Source organism: Aquitalea pelogenes (assembly GCF_001515305.1).
GTDB classification, from domain to species: Bacteria; Pseudomonadota; Gammaproteobacteria; order Burkholderiales; family Chromobacteriaceae; genus Aquitalea; species Aquitalea pelogenes.
In genome coordinates this window covers 97870-115577 of the sequence record NZ_LNQV01000006.1, presented here as the reverse complement: position 1 = coordinate 115577, position 17708 = coordinate 97870, and the positions used below count along the sequence as shown (strand labels likewise).

The window sequence follows — 17708 nt, the reverse complement described above, 5'->3', positions numbered from 1 at the left end:
TTATCTCAATTCAATCCAGGTCAGACGGGAGCCACTGGTGGAAACACCCTGGGTGTTGACCGCAATAACATTACCGGTGGCGTAGCCGGATGAGGTTTGATACACCAGATAGGTTGCCCCGCTATAGGTCACCACCTGGAAAGAACCGGTGGCGCTCAATTGCACTGCATTCACCACCAGCCCGTTCACTCCGCTGAAGGTGCCACTGCTGTTGGCAAAATAAGAGGTGGTGAAATTGCCGCCACTGGCCGGGCTCAAGGCATAACTCCAGCCGGTATCCACACTATTGGTACAGGACGTGATGTTGTTGACCGCGGGAATGGTGGTGCTGAAGGTAATTGCCCCATTCAGGTATTGCGGGTTGTAGATCAGTTGCTCGCTCTGGCTGCTGCTGTAAGGGAAATAGAACTTCCAGCCATACTGGGTATTGCTGGTGCAGGACGAGGTATCCACCCAGCACACGGTATTGCTGGTAGTGGCACCATACGTTGCCACCGTGGTACTGCTGGAGGTGGTGGTGGAGCTGAGGGTCTGGGTTACCAGCTGGGAGGCGCTCAAGGTACCCGGGCTGTTGGAGGTGGTGGCAAACTGGGTGGAGGACAGCGCATTCCAGGCACTGACATTCCAGTCCCACACCCCATAGAAATACTGGTCACCAGAAGCATAGGTGCTGGAACTGCTGACCGTGGCCGACACTTTGCTGCCGGTGCCGAAATACACCATCACCCGTGGCAGGGTGGAGCTGGCCTTCAGCGTAGCCACCACCGGCTTGGTGGTGATTGGCTGCAATGTCTTGGTGGTGGTGCTGCCGCTGGTGGTGGTATTGACCGGGGTGGAGAACAGCGGCTGCTTGGTGCCGGAATAGCTGGATACCACCCATTTGGTGGGGTCGCTGCTGGTCAGGTCAAAACGCCACATATTACCGAACAAATCGCCGGCATAGACGTAATCGGCAATATTGTCGCTGTCCAGATCCACCGGGGTGACATAGTAAATGCCGTTATTGGAACTGTTGCCGGTAGGGTCCTTGCTGGGGCCATAGCCGGTAGAGTATTCGTAGAAGGTTTCCGCGCCGGTGCTGGGGTCTATCATCATCACGAAAATGGACGCCACCCCGGTTGAGCTGTTGTAGCCATTTCCGAATACCGCACCCCATTTGCCGTTATGAAAACGGGTGATCACCGGCGTGCCGACGGTGTAACCCAGATCACTTCCGCAAGAACCATTAGTGTAAGTACAACTGATGGTTGAACTGTTCCACTCCCCTTTTACCAGGCTGGCGGCATTGGATTCGGAGAAATTGGCCGGGGTGGTGACATCCAGCGCATAAATGCCCTTGCCACCGGTACCCATGCCGCCCACCAGCCAGGTATGCCAGCTGTTGTTGTAGAACACGTCGCCGCTACCCGGTGTGGCATCCACAAAGTAGGCATGCGAATAAATGATGTTGCTGTAGCTGGCCAGATTGGATGTCACCACCGTACCCGGTACGTAGGCCAGCAATTCCTTGCCGTCATTGGTACTGCTGCTGTCGTACACCCCGGAGCTGTTGTAAGCCCCGCTACGGAAGCCATGCAGCATGCCGTCGTTGGCACCGACAAACACCATATTGGTACGCGTCAGGTTATTGGTGGCAAAGGTGGGATACGTCACCGCGCTGTTGCCGTTTTCCGGCAGGGAGGCCCCACTGACAATCTTGTCCGACCAGGTAGCGCCATAGCTCTTGAGCGGCGGTCCCACCCAGGTCGGGCCTGAGTTGATCACATCCCCCATCACACTGGTACGCGCGCGATAGGTGCTGGTTTCGTTGCTGCGGTCGCCACGCAGATAAGCCGCCAGGGTGGAGGAAGAATTCAGCGCCGTCTGTTGCGTGCTGCTCAGATTGCCCAGCTGAAATGCCACGCCAGCCTTGCTACTGTCATTCCAGCTCAGAATGCTGCGACTGGCGGAACCCTGCGCGCTGGCAATGGTGGTGCCGGTGGTGGAGCAAGAACCGCCGGTCAGGTTGCAGCCACCATCCCAGGTAGCGGTACTGGCAACCGACACCGTGCCGGAGGAGTCTGCGGTAATGGCGTTTGATGTCACTCCACCATACCAGTTACTGGAATTGTAATAAGCCAGATAAGCCTGACTGCCGGTCTGTACTTCGGACGACTGCTGGTTAAGCCCGGCACCGCTATTGGACGTGGTCAGCGGGGCCGCCTGGAAGCATGTGATTTCGTGGTAGTTGGTGGAACCACCAGTCGAAGCGGCAAAGCCGAAGGTGAGATAGGACGGCAGAGTACCGCCAATCGAGGTGATATCGATGCCATTGGCAATGGTGGTCCAGGTGCCGCCGTTATAGCTGTAACGCAGGGTCAGCAAGTTGCCGGTGGTGATTTGCAGCTGATAGCTATGTGGCTTGGCACTGGCCCGCGTGGTGGCCGATTCATACAGCGGAGTGCTGCTGGACACCTTGTATGCCCCGTTGGTAGTACCACTCAGGCTGTAAAACGGGTAATCCGAAATGGCTGTGCCATTGAGGCTGCCATTCTTGCACATGTTGATGATGGAAGTTGAGCCATAGCTGGGATAGGTGTCATTACTGATATCACCCTTGCCACGAATGGCAATCGCCCCGGCGGTTTGCCCTGAACTGCTCCCCGATGCCGTGTTATCGCTTTTATTGGAAAAATTGCCGAATTCATCCATGCCGATGGCCAGATAGCCATTGTGAATCCCGGTTGAGCCATAGCCGGTCATGGTTTTGTTGGTGGCATTGCCGCTTTGATTGGAGCAGGAATAACCCAGCGAACCACCATTGGCCCCCAGTGAAGAGGGTGCGGTAATCTTCTGCGCGGAAGACAACAAGAAGAAGCTCAAGCCATCAGCGCCGGTACCGCCGTAACTGTAGCTGGTCCAGGTAGCATTGATGCCGGTATTGGCCGGGAAGGCATAGCCATTGCTGTCCCCCGCATAAATGATACCGCCAGTCTGATAATTCTTGTTATTGGTCAGTCGCAAGGCACCTTTGCCGGAGGCATCGGGAATGGTACCGGTGGTACCACCGGTACCGGAGCCGCAAGCCGGAATGATGCCGGCACTGGTGGAACTTGCAGCCCCGGACGAACCTGCCGTGGTGCTGCCCGCCGTCAGACAGGCCCCAGGGCTGCTGGTACTGGTCGTGGTCTGGCTGGCACTCAATGCACCATAGGCATACCAGTTGACCGAGTTGGCCGTACCGGTGAAGTTGTCCACCACGGTCAGGGTGGAGGCTGCGGCAACGCCACTGCACAACAGTCCACTCCAGCCCAGCCATTGCAACAAGCGGTTTGCATGGCACTCAAGATTGGCTGTATTCATCTTGTTCATCTGCTGTTTTCTCCCCGCACGCAGGTGGCTGGCTGGTTTACTGACCGACATTCTGCACACTGCCGCTGGTACTCATTGCATAGGTACTTTGCAGTACGGTTACCGCCTGGCTGTTACCGCCATAACCGACTGCACTGATGCGATAGATGCTGTAACCGGTAGTACTGCTGACACCGACGTACTGGATGTAGAACATGGGCTTGGCGGCATACATGGATACCCCGCCAGAGGCAATGCTCATGCCGCTGGGGGTATAGCTGACACCGACAGTCCACGGCACCGTAGTGGGGCTGCTCAGCGCATTGGAGCACACCACCGCGCTGGTCACGACAGAGGAACAGCTGCTGCCAGTACTGCCATTCCCCTGCGCCAGCCACCATTCGGCATACACCAGCGCCGCCTGGGCGGCCTCGAAGGAACGCCCCTTCTCGCGAAAGCCGCCGGCCATCCTTCCTTGCAGGCCCATGCTGCGCATCAGCATCACGCACAGGATGGCGATGATCATCAGAAACAGTAACGAGATGATCAAGGCAAAGCCCCGGCTATGCTGCTGACACCTTCGTCTGGCTGGTGGCCGCATCCGCACGTTCCTCATTGCTGGTTTGGCAGGGATATGGTTTGCGAGAAGGTGACCGATTGCGGTGCCCCCCCCTGCTGAAAGCAGTAAAGCTGGGTGATGATCGGCTTTACTGCATACACATACGACCAGTTACTCACCACACCGGCTGATGCATAGCGCGTGACCGAGCCGCTACCGGACGGGTCCAGTCCATACAGGAATTTCACATTGCTGATGCCGACATAGCCGACACGATTGCAGGTGGTGGCCGCAGACAGATTGACACCGCCCACCACTCCGACCGCCGTCGCCCCATTCAGGCCACAGGTCAGTTGCAGTGCAGTGGCAGATGCCGATAACTGATTGATATATGTCGCCGTGGTGGAAGAGGCATTGGTCCCGCCCTGACAATTCACCACCCCATCGTTCTGTGCACTCTGGTAACGCACATAGAGCGTGTCAGGGCTACTGGCGACACCGCTGTCCACCCCGTAAATGACTTGCCCGGCACTGAAGGACACACCGCTCACCGAGGTGCTATCCGCAGCCAGTGCAGAAGATACGGTGGCCGAGGCTGGATTGGGAAAATACCCGGCCGACTGGATGACCTGACTGAGAATGGTCATGGCCATGCGCTGGTCATCCTGCATCTGGGCACCCCCCCCCTGATGCAGGCTGGTTTGCTTGAACGACAAAAATAGCGCCGACAAGGCCAGCAGAAACAGCAGGCCGATGGTCATGGCCACCATCAGCTCGATCAGCGTCAGACCCTGCTGCAGGCGACGATTCGCAACACCTTGTGTCATGGCTGCACCACCATCTGGTAACTGGCCGAGGCAAAGGCGCTGCTGGCCGTCGTGGAGGTCAGGGCGGGGGCCATGGTTTTTTCCTGCCAGGAAACGGTGATGGTGCAAGACACCGGTGCCGTGGTACTGGAGGTGCAAGAGAAGGTGCCGGATGCAGATGGCAAGGCTAGCTGGCTGGATGACAGCTCACTGCTCCATTGCGACACATCATAGCCAGCCACCTGGGATGCCGTGCAGGTGCTGCTGCCGCAACTGCCGGTATTGAGTGCCAGCACCGTGCTCTGGCTCACCGTGCCGCTCACGTTTTGCCAATACGCCGTATTGGCATGCATGGCGGCAGCCAGGCTTTCGGCCTTGATGGCCGCAATACCTCGCATGCGCGCGGTATTGGTATTGTTGATGCTGAGCGCCTGCACACCGGCCATGCCCAGCAAGCCAATCGAAATCACCAGCAGGGCAACCAGGACTTCCAGCAGGGTAAAGCCGGCAGATAACGGTGTTTTGGCCATCTCCATCTCAGCAGCTCCCGAATGCGTCACTGTTGCCGGACTTGACCACATGCAGCAGGCCGGCATTACTCACATACAGACATTGCTTGTTGAACTGGTTGGCGCTGGTGCTGGCAGTGGCCGCGGCCACCGTGAACTTGCCGGTGGTGCCGGTACCCAGACGGGAAAAACAGATGCCATTGGAAGTATTGCTGCCTGAATAGGCAAAGGTGATGGAATCGCCGGTTGTCGCCCCTGAGGCAACACGCAGTACCGAACTGGCAGCCAAGCCATTGCTTACCGTGCAGGTATTGCCACTGGCCAGCATCACCACCCAGCCAGTGGCCAGGCTGCTGGCGTTATTGCATGTGGGAGAGCTGCTGCCGGGATTACTGGTGGCACACAACAGCACGTTTTGCCCCTGCTTGATTGCCTCGTTTCTGGCATAAGCCAGATCCAGACTCAAGGCATTGATTTCAGCGCTGACATTGCTGCTATCCAGTGTGGTGCGATAGCCAGCTACCGCCATTGCCATCACGATACTGGCTATCACAATGACAATCATCAGCTCAAACAAGGTATATCCAGCAGACTTTATCAAAGCGAATACACCTTTTTAAAATCATGCACATCAAAGCAAGGAAAACTTGGTCACATTTGTCTGGAACATTAACCAGTAAAATCCTGGCTAACCAAAGGAATAAATACTAACCCAAAACAATAAACACTCTCCACAAGCCAGCAATGGCAACAAAATAAATAAATGTAAATATTTGCCAAAAATCGTATTCAACCGCCAATAAATCATGCGAACACCAAAATAAACAAAATGTACTTCATGAATAAACAGCGTTCAGTCATAAAGCCCTGCCCTGCCAATATTCATGCACAAGACGCCACAACTCAGGACAGGAGTCCGCTGGTTTATTGCACTAAAGTCGTATAGGAGCACGCTCTCCCACGCTATAGGCTGCAAGCATGACTCCGGTCATGAACAGGATGCATTTTTCCGCAAGCAGCTTGGGGCAGCTTCCAAAGCCAGCCCGTCAATAATGGAGACAACACAGTGACCACCACGACTTTCTTTATTCCTGCTGTCAACGTCATGGGTGCCGGTTGCCTGAAAGACGCCATTCAATCCATCCAGGCCTATGGCTTTCGCCATGCGCTGATCGTCACCGACAAGGTGCTGGATGAAATCGGCGTCGCAGGCCGGATCAGGGATTTGCTGGCCGAGCGTGATATCCAGGCCACCATTTTTGCCGGGGCCAAGCCCAACCCGACCATTGGCAATGTCGAAGCCGGCCTTGCCGTGCTGCAGGAAAAGAAATGTGACTTTGTCATCTCGCTGGGCGGCGGCTCGCCGCATGACTGCGCCAAGGGCATTGCGCTGGTGGCCACCAATGGCGGCAAGATTGCCGATTACGAAGGGGTGGACCGCTCGAAAAAACCGCAACTGCCCCTGGTGGCCATCAATACCACCGCAGGTACGGCCAGCGAGATGACCCGCTTTTGCATCATCACCGACGAAGCACGCCACGTGAAAATGGCCATTGTCGACCGCAACGTCACCCCCATCCTGTCAGTCAATGACCCGGACCTGATGATTGCCAAACCCAAAGGCCTGACCGCAGCCACCGGCATGGATGCCCTCACCCACGCCATCGAGGCCTATGTTTCCACCGCCGCCACGCCCATCACCGATGCCTGCGCGCTCAAGGCAGTGTCGCTGATCTCCCAGTACCTGCGCACCGCCGTGGAAAACGGCAAGAACCTGGAAGCGCGTGAACAGATGGCCTATGCCGAGTTTCTGGCCGGCATGGCGTTCAACAATGCGTCCTTGGGCTATGTCCATGCCATGGCACACCAGCTGGGTGGGGTGTACGACCTGCCGCATGGCGTCTGCAATGCCCTGCTGCTGCCGCATGTGGAGGCGTTCAATGTGCAGACATCGGCCGCCCGTTTGTCTGACGTCGCAGCCGCCATGGGTGTCAACACCAATGGACTCACGGCAGAAGCCGGCGCCAAGGCCTGCCTGGTGGCCATCCGCAAGCTGGCCGCTGACATCGGCATCCCGGCTTCGCTGAGTGAGCTGGGGGTCAAGCGGGAAGACATTCCGCTGCTGGCACGTAACGCTCTTAAAGATGCCTGCGGCCTGACCAATCCGCGTCAGGCCAGCCAGGCAGAAATCGAGAGCATTTTCGAAGGGGCGATGTAAGCCCCTGCCGGGCTGGCCTGGGTAAACACTCCCGGCCATATAAAAAAACCGCCAATCTTTACGGACTGGCGGTTTTGCTTTGTAGTACGTGGCGTCTGCTGCTAGCGCCAGCAACAAGGCTGTTTACTGATGACAGCTACCGGTGTTGGTCTGGCTGCAATACAGGATATTGCCATCCTGGTCGATCGAAATGGTTTCCGTGCCAGCCTGCGACATGCCGTTCACTGGCGTAGCCACCAGCGAGAAGGTATCCGCCGTGGTACCGCTGGCAGCAATATTGTAGAGCGTGGTGCCGTTACTGGGCGCGGTGGTCAAAGGCAGGGTGGCCGAGGCGTAAGTCCCCTTCTCCGCATACCAGCGCGACATGTAATGGGCATCCTCCACCAGATTGGCCTTGGCGGCCGCCTGGTTACCCTTGATGACATGCTGGGTGTAGGAAGGATAGGCAATGGCAGCCAGAATGCCGACAATCGCCACCACGATAACCAGTTCGATCAAGGTAAAACCCTGCTGTTTATTCATAGCCACCTCAGAAAATTTCACGCCAGCCAATACGCCGCCCCACCGACGTGGCTTTGGGAATCAGCTTGCCCGCCGCCACATTGCCGTTGCTGCCCCCCGTCCCGCCCACATAGAAAGTGAGTACTTCATTGGTATTGGTGGAGGACGGATAAGGATAGCTACCCAGCTGGCCGCCATCGGTAGAAGTGTAGTCCCCCAGATTCACCGTAGTAACGGTAAAGGCAATGGACAGCGCCGACGGAATGCCAATGTTGTAATTGATGCCGGACGGAATATTGGTTTTTTTATCAGTAAAACTTACTGTGTCACCATCAGGCGAAGTGGTACTGGTATTGATCTTGCCATCGCCATTCAGGTCGAAAGCCGGTGATGACGGCGCACCGCCGGTCATCAGGTCCAGTGCCATCACCCAACCGCTTTGCTGGTTCACATTACTGCACACCAGTGAGCTGCCCTTGAGTACCTGGGTGGTGAAGTACAGCTTGCCCAATGCCACCACCGGCTGGTAGAGCATGCGCTCGCCATTTGTGCTGTTCATATTGAACACCCAGCCAGCGCGATTACCACTTGGCCCCACCGACAAACCGCCGGTCGTGGCGGCATCGCTAATGGTAGTGGTTTCGCGAAACACCACACTGCTACCTACCTTGCCGGAAGCAGTGGAGGTAGTGGAACCGTCAATAGAAGCGGTGCCACTCAGGGTAGCCACTTCACCATCGGTAATAAAAGTGGAACTGCTGTAAGTCAGGTTGGTCTTGGTCTGGTCGTCGTAAATGCCGTACAGCGATTGCGGATACACCGTGGTACGGTCGTTATAGCTGGTGTTTTCATACATCATGCGACCGGTCCCGACGTATACCATGTAGCCACCACCCGGAATGGCATAAATGGCCGGCGCCGCCACGATGGGCTGATTGGCCTGGGCGGTAAAGAACTTGCTGACCGAGGGGGTGGTGACGCTGCTGGTTTGCAGTTTGAAACGCCAGATATTGCCGGACTGATCCCCCGCATAAACATAATCCGCCACCTTGTCGCCATCCACATCCAGCACCGCCGGGGATGACAAGCCATTGCTGGCGGTACCGGTATCAATCTCGTACAGCATGGCACCGGTTTTCAGGTCAATCACCATCAGGGTGGTGGCTTTATTGGTGGAGTCATAGCCATTGCCGGTAATCATCGCCCATTTCTTTTTCCCGCCATAATAGACTTGGGCAATCACCGGCTTGGCAAAGGTATAACCCAGATTGGTAAAGCCGGAATCGGTCGGTACATGGTCCCACAACACATTGCCGGCACCGAATACACTGCCACCAGTCAACAGCGATGGGTTGGCCACGGTATTGCTGATATCCAGCGCAAACAACCCCTGGCCGCCCTGGGCCATGCCGCCGGTCAGCACCGAGGTGGTCGAGGTAGAAAACTGGTTATCCCCGCCACTGACATTGTTGAAGGTCAGGTTGCCATTGACAAAATACAGGTGCGGCTGGGCACCGCCATAAGTCGTTGAACCCAGCAAGGCCAGATTGGCCGCCGTCACGGCACGCGGAATATAGGAAAAAACTTCGGTGTAATTGCTGGTGGTGCGGCCAAACACATGCAGCATGCCGTCATTGGCTCCCACCGCAAAACCGGCAGTCGTCGTAGTGCCGAATGGCGTAGGCGTGGAGTCGATGATGTCACCCAGAGTAGACGGGGTGGATTTGTCACTGCTACGGCTACGCCAGCCGGACGGCGAGCCACCGGAAAGATAGCTGTTCAGGTTGCTGTCACTGGAAACACTGGTATACAGCGCACCACTGGCACTTGCTCCGGTGCTGGTGAAAATATTGGCCAGTCGTGTTGCACTCGAAGAATTGAACAGCACCGGAATGGGTGAAGTCAGATTGGCAAGCCCCGTCGTGCTACTGACACTGTAGGCCCGCAACTGGCCAGACCAGTCACCCGAGTAAAAAGTCGCCTGAATGGCATCGGTAGGATTGGTAGGTTTGCTGGCCACCACAGGTACGTTGGTTGCAGTCTGGGTCTTGATGCTGTTGAGAATGGATTGCAGGGCGTTGGTCAGCGAGGTCTGGTCGCTGGTATCAAAATATTGCCCACCACCTGCCTCGGCCATGGCCTGCAATACGGTACGACCAGTATCACCGCTGGCAAGACCAAGGCCAATGGTATAAGTGGTTATGGGTGGAGAGGTGGTTGCGTCAAAATTATTGCCCTCGTTGTCTTTGGTTTTACCATTGGGCACGACACCAGCGTCATGATAAAAAGCAGCATAATTCACCACTGTGGTATTACGCACAGTGGAAGTATAATTTGTCAGCAAATTTTTCGAATTTACATAATTGGAAATGGTGTATGTCTGACCATCTTTCGGGTTTGTCGCTGTCGCAGTGAGAATATCACCATTCTCCTGATTGGGCTGACCATCCGAAACAAAAATGACAAAATTCTTCTGGCACACATACTGAATTGGGCTGGTATAGGTCTGACCAGAATCGTAGTAAACCGTGTTATAGACACCACTATTCCAGAAATAGGGATTTCCATAATAGTTACCATCAACGATTTGTTGATAACTATTTGCCCCATAACTAGACTTGCCATAAAAATATTGCATCACATTGTAAAATGCAGATGCACTGGGCGTACTACCTGCAGGCACCAAAGAATTAACAGCACTGGTAAAAGCACTGAGACCATTGCTTGCATTCCAGTCAGCCAACAGCCTGGAGCTACCAGCAGTGTAAGCAACACCATAGCCACCATCAGTATAAGTCGACGGAATAATTGTTCTGAATTTGAATAACGACCATCTTGCAATATCAAAATTATTGGAAAACAGGCTATTCAGTGCGGTCTTGGCCAAACGCATTTTGGCTACATAAGTCGTGGAGTTATTCACAAAACTGACAGACTTATCCCGCGAGCAGCCACTGGTATCACTAGGCTGACACACCATACTGCCCGAATCATCCACCAGTACGGCAACATTAGGCTTGGCGGTTAACTGATCCAGATACAAAGGAACCGTAGGGTATGGATTTGCAGCAAAAACCGTGGCAGAAAACAGTGCCAGCACAGCTGCCGTGCAAACAGTAACATAACGGGACATGGGCAACTGCCTCAGGAAACGACGTAATAGCTTTGCAAGGTAACCTGGGTATTGGCATTGCGGCCCCAGGCACGAGAAGTAATGCGATACAGCGATGCACCCGAGGTACCGGTCACCGCATCGGTGTAATTGCTGTCCAGCAATTCAATGGTGTAGCGCGGCTTTTGCAAGGTCTCGCCGGTAATGGTGCAGGTGCTGCACTGCAGCGAGTTGGCATAAGTGCCGGTAAACACATTGCTGCGCTCCCAGGCATTGGTGCCACCTGCCGACTGGCTGGGCAGGCAAAGGCCGCCTGTGCAGGCCGCCACAAAGGAACTGGATGTCGGCTTGTTGGCAGCCACATAGCTCTCACCAGCTTTCAGCCCCAGTTCGGCCAGCTGGAATGCCAGCGTGCGGTCGTTCTGGTTGCTGGCGATTTTCTGTTCGGTCAGCAGGGGGTGGGCCCCATACACCACCAGCAGGGCAATCACTGCCAGCAGGATGAGCGACACGATCAGGCTGGCCCCGCGCTGGACATGGGGCAGCCGGGAATTCAGCTGCGCGATAGCATTGCTTCCCCCGGATGGCGGCAGTGGTCTGGTAAGTCTGGGTCAGGTAGCCAAAGCTGTTGCCGCTGGCCAGCGGTACCTGGTTCTGGCTGCGTACCGTCATGGTGATGCGTACCGATGACACATTGCGCCAGTTGCCCACCGACGCTCGGCTGCGGTAGGTCACCAGGCAATTGGTACTATCGGTAATTTCGCCGTATTCGTATTGCAGATTGGTGACATTGCTGATCAGTTCATTCGGCCCTATCAAGGTACCGCCTTGCCCCAGCTCGGTCATCACCAGCGCCCCGCTGCTGTTGACGAAATAGGCACGGGACACCAGGTCCATGATGTCGGCACCGGAAGTCACACTGCCCACATTCACCGATACCCCGGCCGAAGCCAGGCCTGCAGCGGTTTTCTGCAGCAGGATTTTCTGGCAGGTGCTGGCTACCCAGTACTGCTGCCCGACGGTATAGGTTCGCTGGTTATTGCTGTTGGCCGAAAAAGTGGCAACGCCGCCAGAGGCAATCGCCGTCGCCTGTGCCGTGCCACGGCCATACTGCACCGCCAGTACGTCAATGCCTGACGAGGCGGTCTGTCCGTTAAGCCAGCTGCTTGCCGTGCCGGAAGCATAGGCCGCGAATGGCAGGTAGCTGCCGCCACTGGTAATGAAGGTTTGATAAACCGAGGCTGAAGCCACCGCACTGGTATCCACCGTCACCGCCTGTGAAGCTGCCGTATTGTTGGCATCCAGCGTGGCGCAGCCATAGCTGCCGGCCATACGCAAATCGCGCGAAATCTGCAGCAGGGCAATGCGTGCATCCTGCTGCATGCTGATACGCTGGCTGACCACATTGAACGTGCGCTTGCTGTTGACATAAACCGCTACTACTGCACCCAGCACGATCATGCCGAGGGTGAGCGACACCATCAGCTCGATCAGGGTAAAGCCGCGCATCCGTTTCATGGATTTACTCATGGTTCAAACTGCAAGACATAGCCATATACCCGGCTCGTGGTACTGGAAGCTGACGAGTTGGCATTATTGTTGCCCAGGGCGGTATTGGCGGTTTTTTCCATGGCGGCCTTCCAGGCCACCCGTATCATCAGCTTGCTGCCACCGGTGCAACCACCCAGTTTGCTATCGTTGAAATTGATGGAGGACGAAGCATTGCTGTCCCGACAGATAATGGCCCGCACATTGTTCTGGCTGCTATCTGAGAACGCAGTGGCCAGGTTGTTCTTGAACTGGTACAGGTCGTAGGCAGCCATCTGTGCATTGGTGCATTGCGAACCGCTTGACGCATTGCACAGGGTGGCTGGAGCGGTGGTGTGGTCGCTGTAACTGGTTTCGACGTAGTTGGTCCAGTCTTCTGTCACGCTACCGCTGGCATTGATGCTGGCATAGGAATTGGCACGCATGGCATCGGCCACTTCGGCAGCCAGCATGGCGGCCACGCCTTGCTGCTCGGCCTCGCGCACGGTCTTGAGGGTACGGCCCTGCATGCCGGCCAGCGCCAGCATGCCGATACCGACAATCAGAATGGACATCAGCACTTCCAGCATGGTGAAGCCGGTCATTTTCTTCATGAGCAGGCTCCGCAACTGCTGTCGGTACTGCTATCACACGCCTTGCTGCGGCCGGAACCACTCACCAGGATGACGCGGCACAGATTATTGCTGGTGTCTTGCAACAACAGCTTGCGGCTGTTGCCATCCAGCAAGCGGCCATCACTGCCAAAGGCCAACTGGTTGACGCTAGCCACCGGCGAGGTGGACATCACCAGATTGATGGCTGATGCATTGTTCATTTCGCCGTAGAAGGAAAAGCTCTTGATGGCTTCACCACTGTCATAGCTGCCCATGGTGCCGGTGCTGATATTGTCGGCGTACACCAGCTGCCCATAACCCCAGTTGTACTTGCTACTGGTTTGCGAGCTGAGGCAGCCGCTGATGCTCATGCTATTGGTATTGAGATTGGCCGAGCAGATGTAGACTGGCTGATTGCGGCGCACGGCTTCGGTGCGGGCATAGTTGAAACCCGCCACGATGCGGTTGGCTTCGGTGGTGATCTTGTTATTGGCTACCAACGTTCGGAGCTGGGGGACGGCAACAGCCATCATGATGGCGCCAACACCAACCGTCACCATCATCTCGACCAGAGTAAAACCCAGTTGTCGCTGGCGGGACGCTACTGTTTTTCCTGCTGGGAATTGGGGCATGGTGGTATGCATGGGCAAGTCGCATGGCGATACACAGCCAGCGAACATTCCATTATCAATGCAATTGATCAATTTTACGTATTCTACATAGATAAAGACTATTTACAAGAATTTTCCCAAACCAATCAAAGATACATCTGTATTTTACATTTAACTGTCTGATTAATATTTGATAGATGACAATTCCAAGCATTGCAAATCAATAGAAAAAGCTCTTGTATTCTTACCAAATTATTCACATCCTGTTATTAAACCAAGCTTCCACCCGCATGCAGCATAATTCTCTTCTGCTTGAGACGCAGTCCCTTCGTACAGGATTGCTTGAACACATACCAGATAAATTCAGGACGCATCCCCTCATGCGGGCCAATGGGCTAAAAATACATCCGCCGCCAGCGGCCAAGCAGGATCAATGCAAGTCGTCATCCGGAGGGCAGGCCCCTCCCATATACATGATCTACGCTGCCACCACGCCCGATTGCAGCCTGCATGCCACAGCAGACTCACAATAAACTTGCAAACTAGACGACTGGTCTAGTACTATCTGCTCATGTCACGTCCCAGCCAGTTTTCCGATACCCGCGAACACCTGCTTGCCACCGGTGAGTCCATCATCCTGGGCAAGGGTTTTTCTGCCGTAGGCCTGGCCGAAATCCTCGGCTGTGCCGGTGTGCCCAAAGGTTCGTTCTACCACTACTTCCGTTCCAAGGAAGGTTTCGGGGTGGAAATGCTGCGGCGTTACTTTGAACATTACGATGCGCGCCTGCTAGAAGCGCTGGACCCAAGCCAGGGTGATGCACGCAGCTGTTTGCTGCGTTATTTCTCCGGCTGGCTGGACCGCCACCAGCAATGCGAAGAAGGCAATCAGAGCTGCCTGGCCATCAAGCTGGCGGCAGAAGTATCCGACCTGTCCGAGCCGATGCGTGAAGCCTTGGCCGAGGGCATGGGCCGGGTAATTGTCCGCCTGGCCGACTGTATCCGCCGCGGCCAGCAGGAAGGCAGCTTGTGTACCCGGCTGTCGGCCGAAGACACTGCAGGCAGCCTGTACAGCCTGTGGGTGGGCTCGGCCCTGCTGTTCAAGGTGCAGCACACCCAGCAGCCCATGCTGCAGGCTCAGGCATTGACCGACGCCATGCTCAAGCCTGGTGACTGTCAGGAAAGTTAAGGCAGCAACACGGATTTATCTTGCCCGCCCCTGCGGCGGGTATTTTTGACACATCAACTAGACGACCGGTCTATTTATTTTCACCCACACGGGAGAATGCTTCATGAACAGCACACTGGAACTGATGCAGCAACATCGCAGTATTCGCAGCTATCAGGACAAGCCCATCCCCGCCGAGGTACTGGACGCGGTGCTGGACGCTGCCTGGAAAGGCCCCACTTCCATCAATGGCCAGCAGGTGTCCTTGGTGGTGGTGCAGGACGCAGCCCGCCGCCAGCAAATTGCCGCTCTCGCCGGTGGCCAGCCGTGGATTGCCCAGGCGCCGGTATTTGTCACCCTGGTGGTGGACTTCTACAAGACCCGCCTTGGCGTGGAAGCTGCTGGTGCCGAACAGGTGATTCAGGACAGCGTGGAAGGCTTTGCTGTCGGCGCCGTGGACGCAGGTATTGCACTGGGCAACCTGATGACCGCCGCCCGCGCTGCCGGGCTGGGCGTGGTGCCGATCGGCGGTATCCGCCGCAACCCGCAGGCCATGATCGAGCTGCTGCAGTTGCCGGAATACACCTTCCCGATTGCTGGCGTGGTCATCGGCTATACCGATCAGGACAGCAGCATCAAACCGCGCCTGCCGCGCGAGAGCTTTGTTCATCACGAGCACTACCAGGCTGCACAACTGCCGGAACAAATCCGCCAGTACGATCAGACGCTGGCCAGCTACTGGCAGCAGATTGGCCGTCCGGATGGCCTGCCGTGGAGCGCCAATACCGCACAGTACTACCAGAACGTGTATTTCCCCGAAGTCGCCCCCGTCGCCCGCAAGCAGGGCTTTGGTTTTGACCGTTGATCAACTTGTCTTTGCCTACAGGAAGAAGCTGAAATGAGTCTGGATAAACTGTTTACCCCGCTGCAAGTGGGTGCCGTCACCCTTAACAACCGCATTGCCATGGCCCCGCTTACCCGCCTGCGCAATACCGAACCGGGCGATGTGCCCACCGATCTGTCGGTGCAGTACTACACCCAGCGCGCCAGCGCCGGGCTGATCATTGCCGAGGGCACCCACATCTCCCCTACCGCCAAGGGCTATGCCGGTGCGCCGGGCATCTATAGCGAAGAACAGGTTGCCGCCTGGAGCAAGGTGAATGCATCCGTTCACGCAGCCGGTGGCAAGACCGCACTGCAGCTGTGGCATACCGGCCGTATCTCGCACCGCTCCTTGCAGCCGGATGGCGAAGCACCGGTAGCACCATCGGCCATCCGCGCTGAAAGCAATACCAATGTGCGCCAGCCCGACGGCAGCCTGGCCCGCGTGCCCTGCGATGAGCCGCGCGCACTGGAAATCTCGGAACTGGAAGACATTCTGGAAGACTACCGCCGCGCCACCGACAACGCGCGCCGCGCCGGTTTCGATCTGGTGGAAATCCACGGTGCCCACGGCTATCTGCTGGACCAGTTCCTGTCGCCGGAAGCCAATGTGCGTACCGACGCCTACGGTGGCAGCGTGGAAAACCGCGCCCGCTTCCTGCTGGAAGTGGTGGATGCCGTGGTGGCTGAATGGGATGCCGAACACGTGGGCATCCGCATTTCGCCGCTGGGTGTGTTCAATGGCGTGTCCAATGTCGAGCAGCAAGACATCGCACTGTATGTGATCGAACAGCTGGCCAAGCGCAAGCTGGCTTTCCTGCACATTTCCGAGCCGGACTGGGCCGGTGGCCCGGCGCTGAGCGAAGCCTTCCGCCAGGAAATCCGCAAACGCTATCCGGGCGTGATCATCGCTGCCGGTGGCTATAGCGCGGAAAAAGCGGAAAAGCTGATTGGCGAGGGCTATATCGATGCAGTGGCTTTTGGCCGCAGCTATATCGCCAACCCGGACCTGGTGGAGCGCCTGCAAGCTGGAGCCCCGCTGAACACCCCGGATGCATCCACCTTCTACGGTGGCGATGCCAAGGGCTACACCGACTACCCGACGCTGTAAGCCTGACTGAACACTGACAACAAGCGTCCGGGCTGGCCTGCGCCGCCCGGAGCACACCATACGAGAAGGCACACCATGAAAAAAGTCCTGTTTGTCCTCACCAGCCATGACACGCTGGGCAATACCGGCCACAAAACCGGTTTCTGGATCGAAGAATTCGCCGCACCCTATTACGCGCTGGCCGACAAGGGTGTAGCCATCACCCTGGCCTCGCCCAAGGGTGGCCAGCCGCCTATCGACCCCAAAAGCGCCGACCCGGCCTTCAGCACCCCGGCCACCGAACGCTTCAATCAGGATGCCGCCCTGCAAGCCGTACTGGCCAATACCATAGCCCTGGACAGCGTAAAAGCCGATGATTTTGACGCCGTGTTCTACCCCGGTGGCCATGGCCCGCTGTGGGACCTGGTCGACAACACCGCCTCGATTGCACTGATTGAAGCCTTTATTGCTGCCAACAAGCCGGTGGCTGCCGTCTGCCATGCCTCGGCCGTGCTGGTGAATGCGCGTGATGCCGCGGGCCAGCCGCTGGTAGCCGGGCGCAAGGTCACCGGTTTTTCCAATACCGAAGAAGATGCCGTACAACTGACCGACATCGTGCCGCTGCTGGTGGAAGATGCGCTGCAAGCCAAGGGTGGCATTTATGAAAAAGGGCCGGACTGGGGCGTATTCGTGCGCGAAGACGGCCTGCTGATTACCGGCCAGAACCCGGCCTCGTCCGAACTGGTGGCAGAAAAACTGCTGGCCCGGCTGAACGGCTGATTCT

The 17708-nt window shown here is 56.5% G+C and carries 16 protein-coding genes; 5 read left to right on the top strand and 11 right to left on the bottom strand.

What is annotated here, in order from left to right; genetic code table 11:
* From AWT75_RS04190 to AWT75_RS04170, 5 genes are all read right to left on the bottom strand, one after another.
* Positions 1–3342 carry a pilus assembly protein gene (locus AWT75_RS04190; protein WP_082695944.1) on the bottom strand — a complete coding sequence of 1114 codons (3342 nt, stop codon included), beginning with the start codon at positions 3340–3342 and terminating at the stop codon, positions 1–3.
* A 46-nt stretch (positions 3343–3388) separates the two neighbouring features.
* Positions 3389–3880: a pilus assembly PilX family protein gene (locus AWT75_RS04185; protein ID WP_052694129.1), complete on the bottom strand. Its 492-nt coding sequence runs from the start codon at positions 3878–3880 to the stop codon at positions 3389–3391.
* Positions 3881–3942: 62 nt separating this feature from the next.
* A complete protein-coding gene (locus AWT75_RS04180; protein ID WP_062787619.1) occupies positions 3943–4716 on the bottom strand; it encodes a prepilin-type N-terminal cleavage/methylation domain-containing protein in 774 nt (257 codons plus the stop codon).
* On the bottom strand, positions 4713–5225 hold the full coding sequence (pilV, locus tag AWT75_RS04175; protein ID WP_161937722.1) for a type IV pilus modification protein PilV: 513 nt from the start codon (positions 5223–5225) through the stop codon (positions 4713–4715). Before pilV (AWT75_RS04175) ends, AWT75_RS04180 begins: the two co-directional genes overlap by 4 nt.
* A gap of 7 nt (positions 5226–5232) precedes the next feature.
* Complete coding sequence (locus tag AWT75_RS04170; RefSeq protein WP_153013236.1) at positions 5233–5805, bottom strand: GspH/FimT family pseudopilin; 573 nt, start codon at positions 5803–5805, stop codon at positions 5233–5235.
* 465 nt (positions 5806–6270) lie between these two features.
* Between AWT75_RS04170 and yiaY the strand changes: the two genes are divergently transcribed.
* Positions 6271–7422, top strand: a complete 1152-nt coding sequence (gene yiaY, locus AWT75_RS04165; RefSeq protein ID WP_082086495.1) for an L-threonine dehydrogenase — start codon at positions 6271–6273, stop codon at positions 7420–7422.
* A 123-nt stretch (positions 7423–7545) separates the two neighbouring features.
* Here yiaY and AWT75_RS22605 read toward each other — a convergent pair whose 3' ends face one another.
* From AWT75_RS22605 to AWT75_RS04135, 6 genes are all read right to left on the bottom strand, one after another.
* Complete coding sequence (locus AWT75_RS22605; RefSeq protein ID WP_062787614.1) at positions 7546–7944, bottom strand: type IV pilin protein; 399 nt, start codon at positions 7942–7944, stop codon at positions 7546–7548.
* A gap of 7 nt (positions 7945–7951) precedes the next feature.
* Positions 7952–10189: a pilus assembly protein gene (locus tag AWT75_RS04155; protein ID WP_161937721.1), complete on the bottom strand. Its 2238-nt coding sequence runs from the start codon at positions 10187–10189 to the stop codon at positions 7952–7954.
* Between the two features lie 878 nt (positions 10190–11067).
* Positions 11068–11508, bottom strand: a complete 441-nt coding sequence (locus AWT75_RS04150; protein WP_062787610.1) for a pilus assembly PilX family protein — start codon at positions 11506–11508, stop codon at positions 11068–11070.
* Positions 11405–12553 (bottom strand): PilW family protein, encoded by a 1149-nt coding sequence (locus AWT75_RS04145; RefSeq protein ID WP_161937720.1) that lies wholly within the window; start codon positions 12551–12553, stop codon positions 11405–11407. Before AWT75_RS04145 ends, AWT75_RS04150 begins: the two co-directional genes overlap by 104 nt.
* 8 nt (positions 12554–12561) lie before the next feature.
* Complete coding sequence (gene pilV, locus AWT75_RS04140) at positions 12562–13176, bottom strand: type IV pilus modification protein PilV (RefSeq protein ID WP_062787605.1); 615 nt, start codon at positions 13174–13176, stop codon at positions 12562–12564.
* A complete protein-coding gene (locus AWT75_RS04135; protein WP_161937723.1) occupies positions 13173–13808 on the bottom strand; it encodes a GspH/FimT family pseudopilin in 636 nt (211 codons plus the stop codon). The genes pilV (AWT75_RS04140) and AWT75_RS04135 overlap by 4 nt, the downstream gene beginning before the upstream one ends.
* A 550-nt stretch (positions 13809–14358) precedes the next feature.
* Between AWT75_RS04135 and AWT75_RS04130 the strand changes: the two genes are divergently transcribed.
* From AWT75_RS04130 to AWT75_RS04115, 4 genes are all read left to right on the top strand, one after another.
* On the top strand, positions 14359–14973 hold the full coding sequence (locus AWT75_RS04130; RefSeq protein WP_062787600.1) for a TetR/AcrR family transcriptional regulator: 615 nt from the start codon (positions 14359–14361) through the stop codon (positions 14971–14973).
* 103 nt (positions 14974–15076) lie between these two features.
* A complete protein-coding gene (locus tag AWT75_RS04125; RefSeq protein WP_062787598.1) occupies positions 15077–15817 on the top strand; it encodes an NADPH-dependent oxidoreductase in 741 nt (246 codons plus the stop codon).
* A gap of 33 nt (positions 15818–15850) precedes the next feature.
* Positions 15851–16945: an N-ethylmaleimide reductase gene (nemA, locus tag AWT75_RS04120; RefSeq protein ID WP_062787595.1), complete on the top strand. Its 1095-nt coding sequence runs from the start codon at positions 15851–15853 to the stop codon at positions 16943–16945.
* A gap of 75 nt (positions 16946–17020) precedes the next feature.
* Complete coding sequence (locus AWT75_RS04115) at positions 17021–17704, top strand: type 1 glutamine amidotransferase domain-containing protein (RefSeq protein WP_062787594.1); 684 nt, start codon at positions 17021–17023, stop codon at positions 17702–17704.
* Positions 17705–17708: the final 4 nt, after the last annotated feature.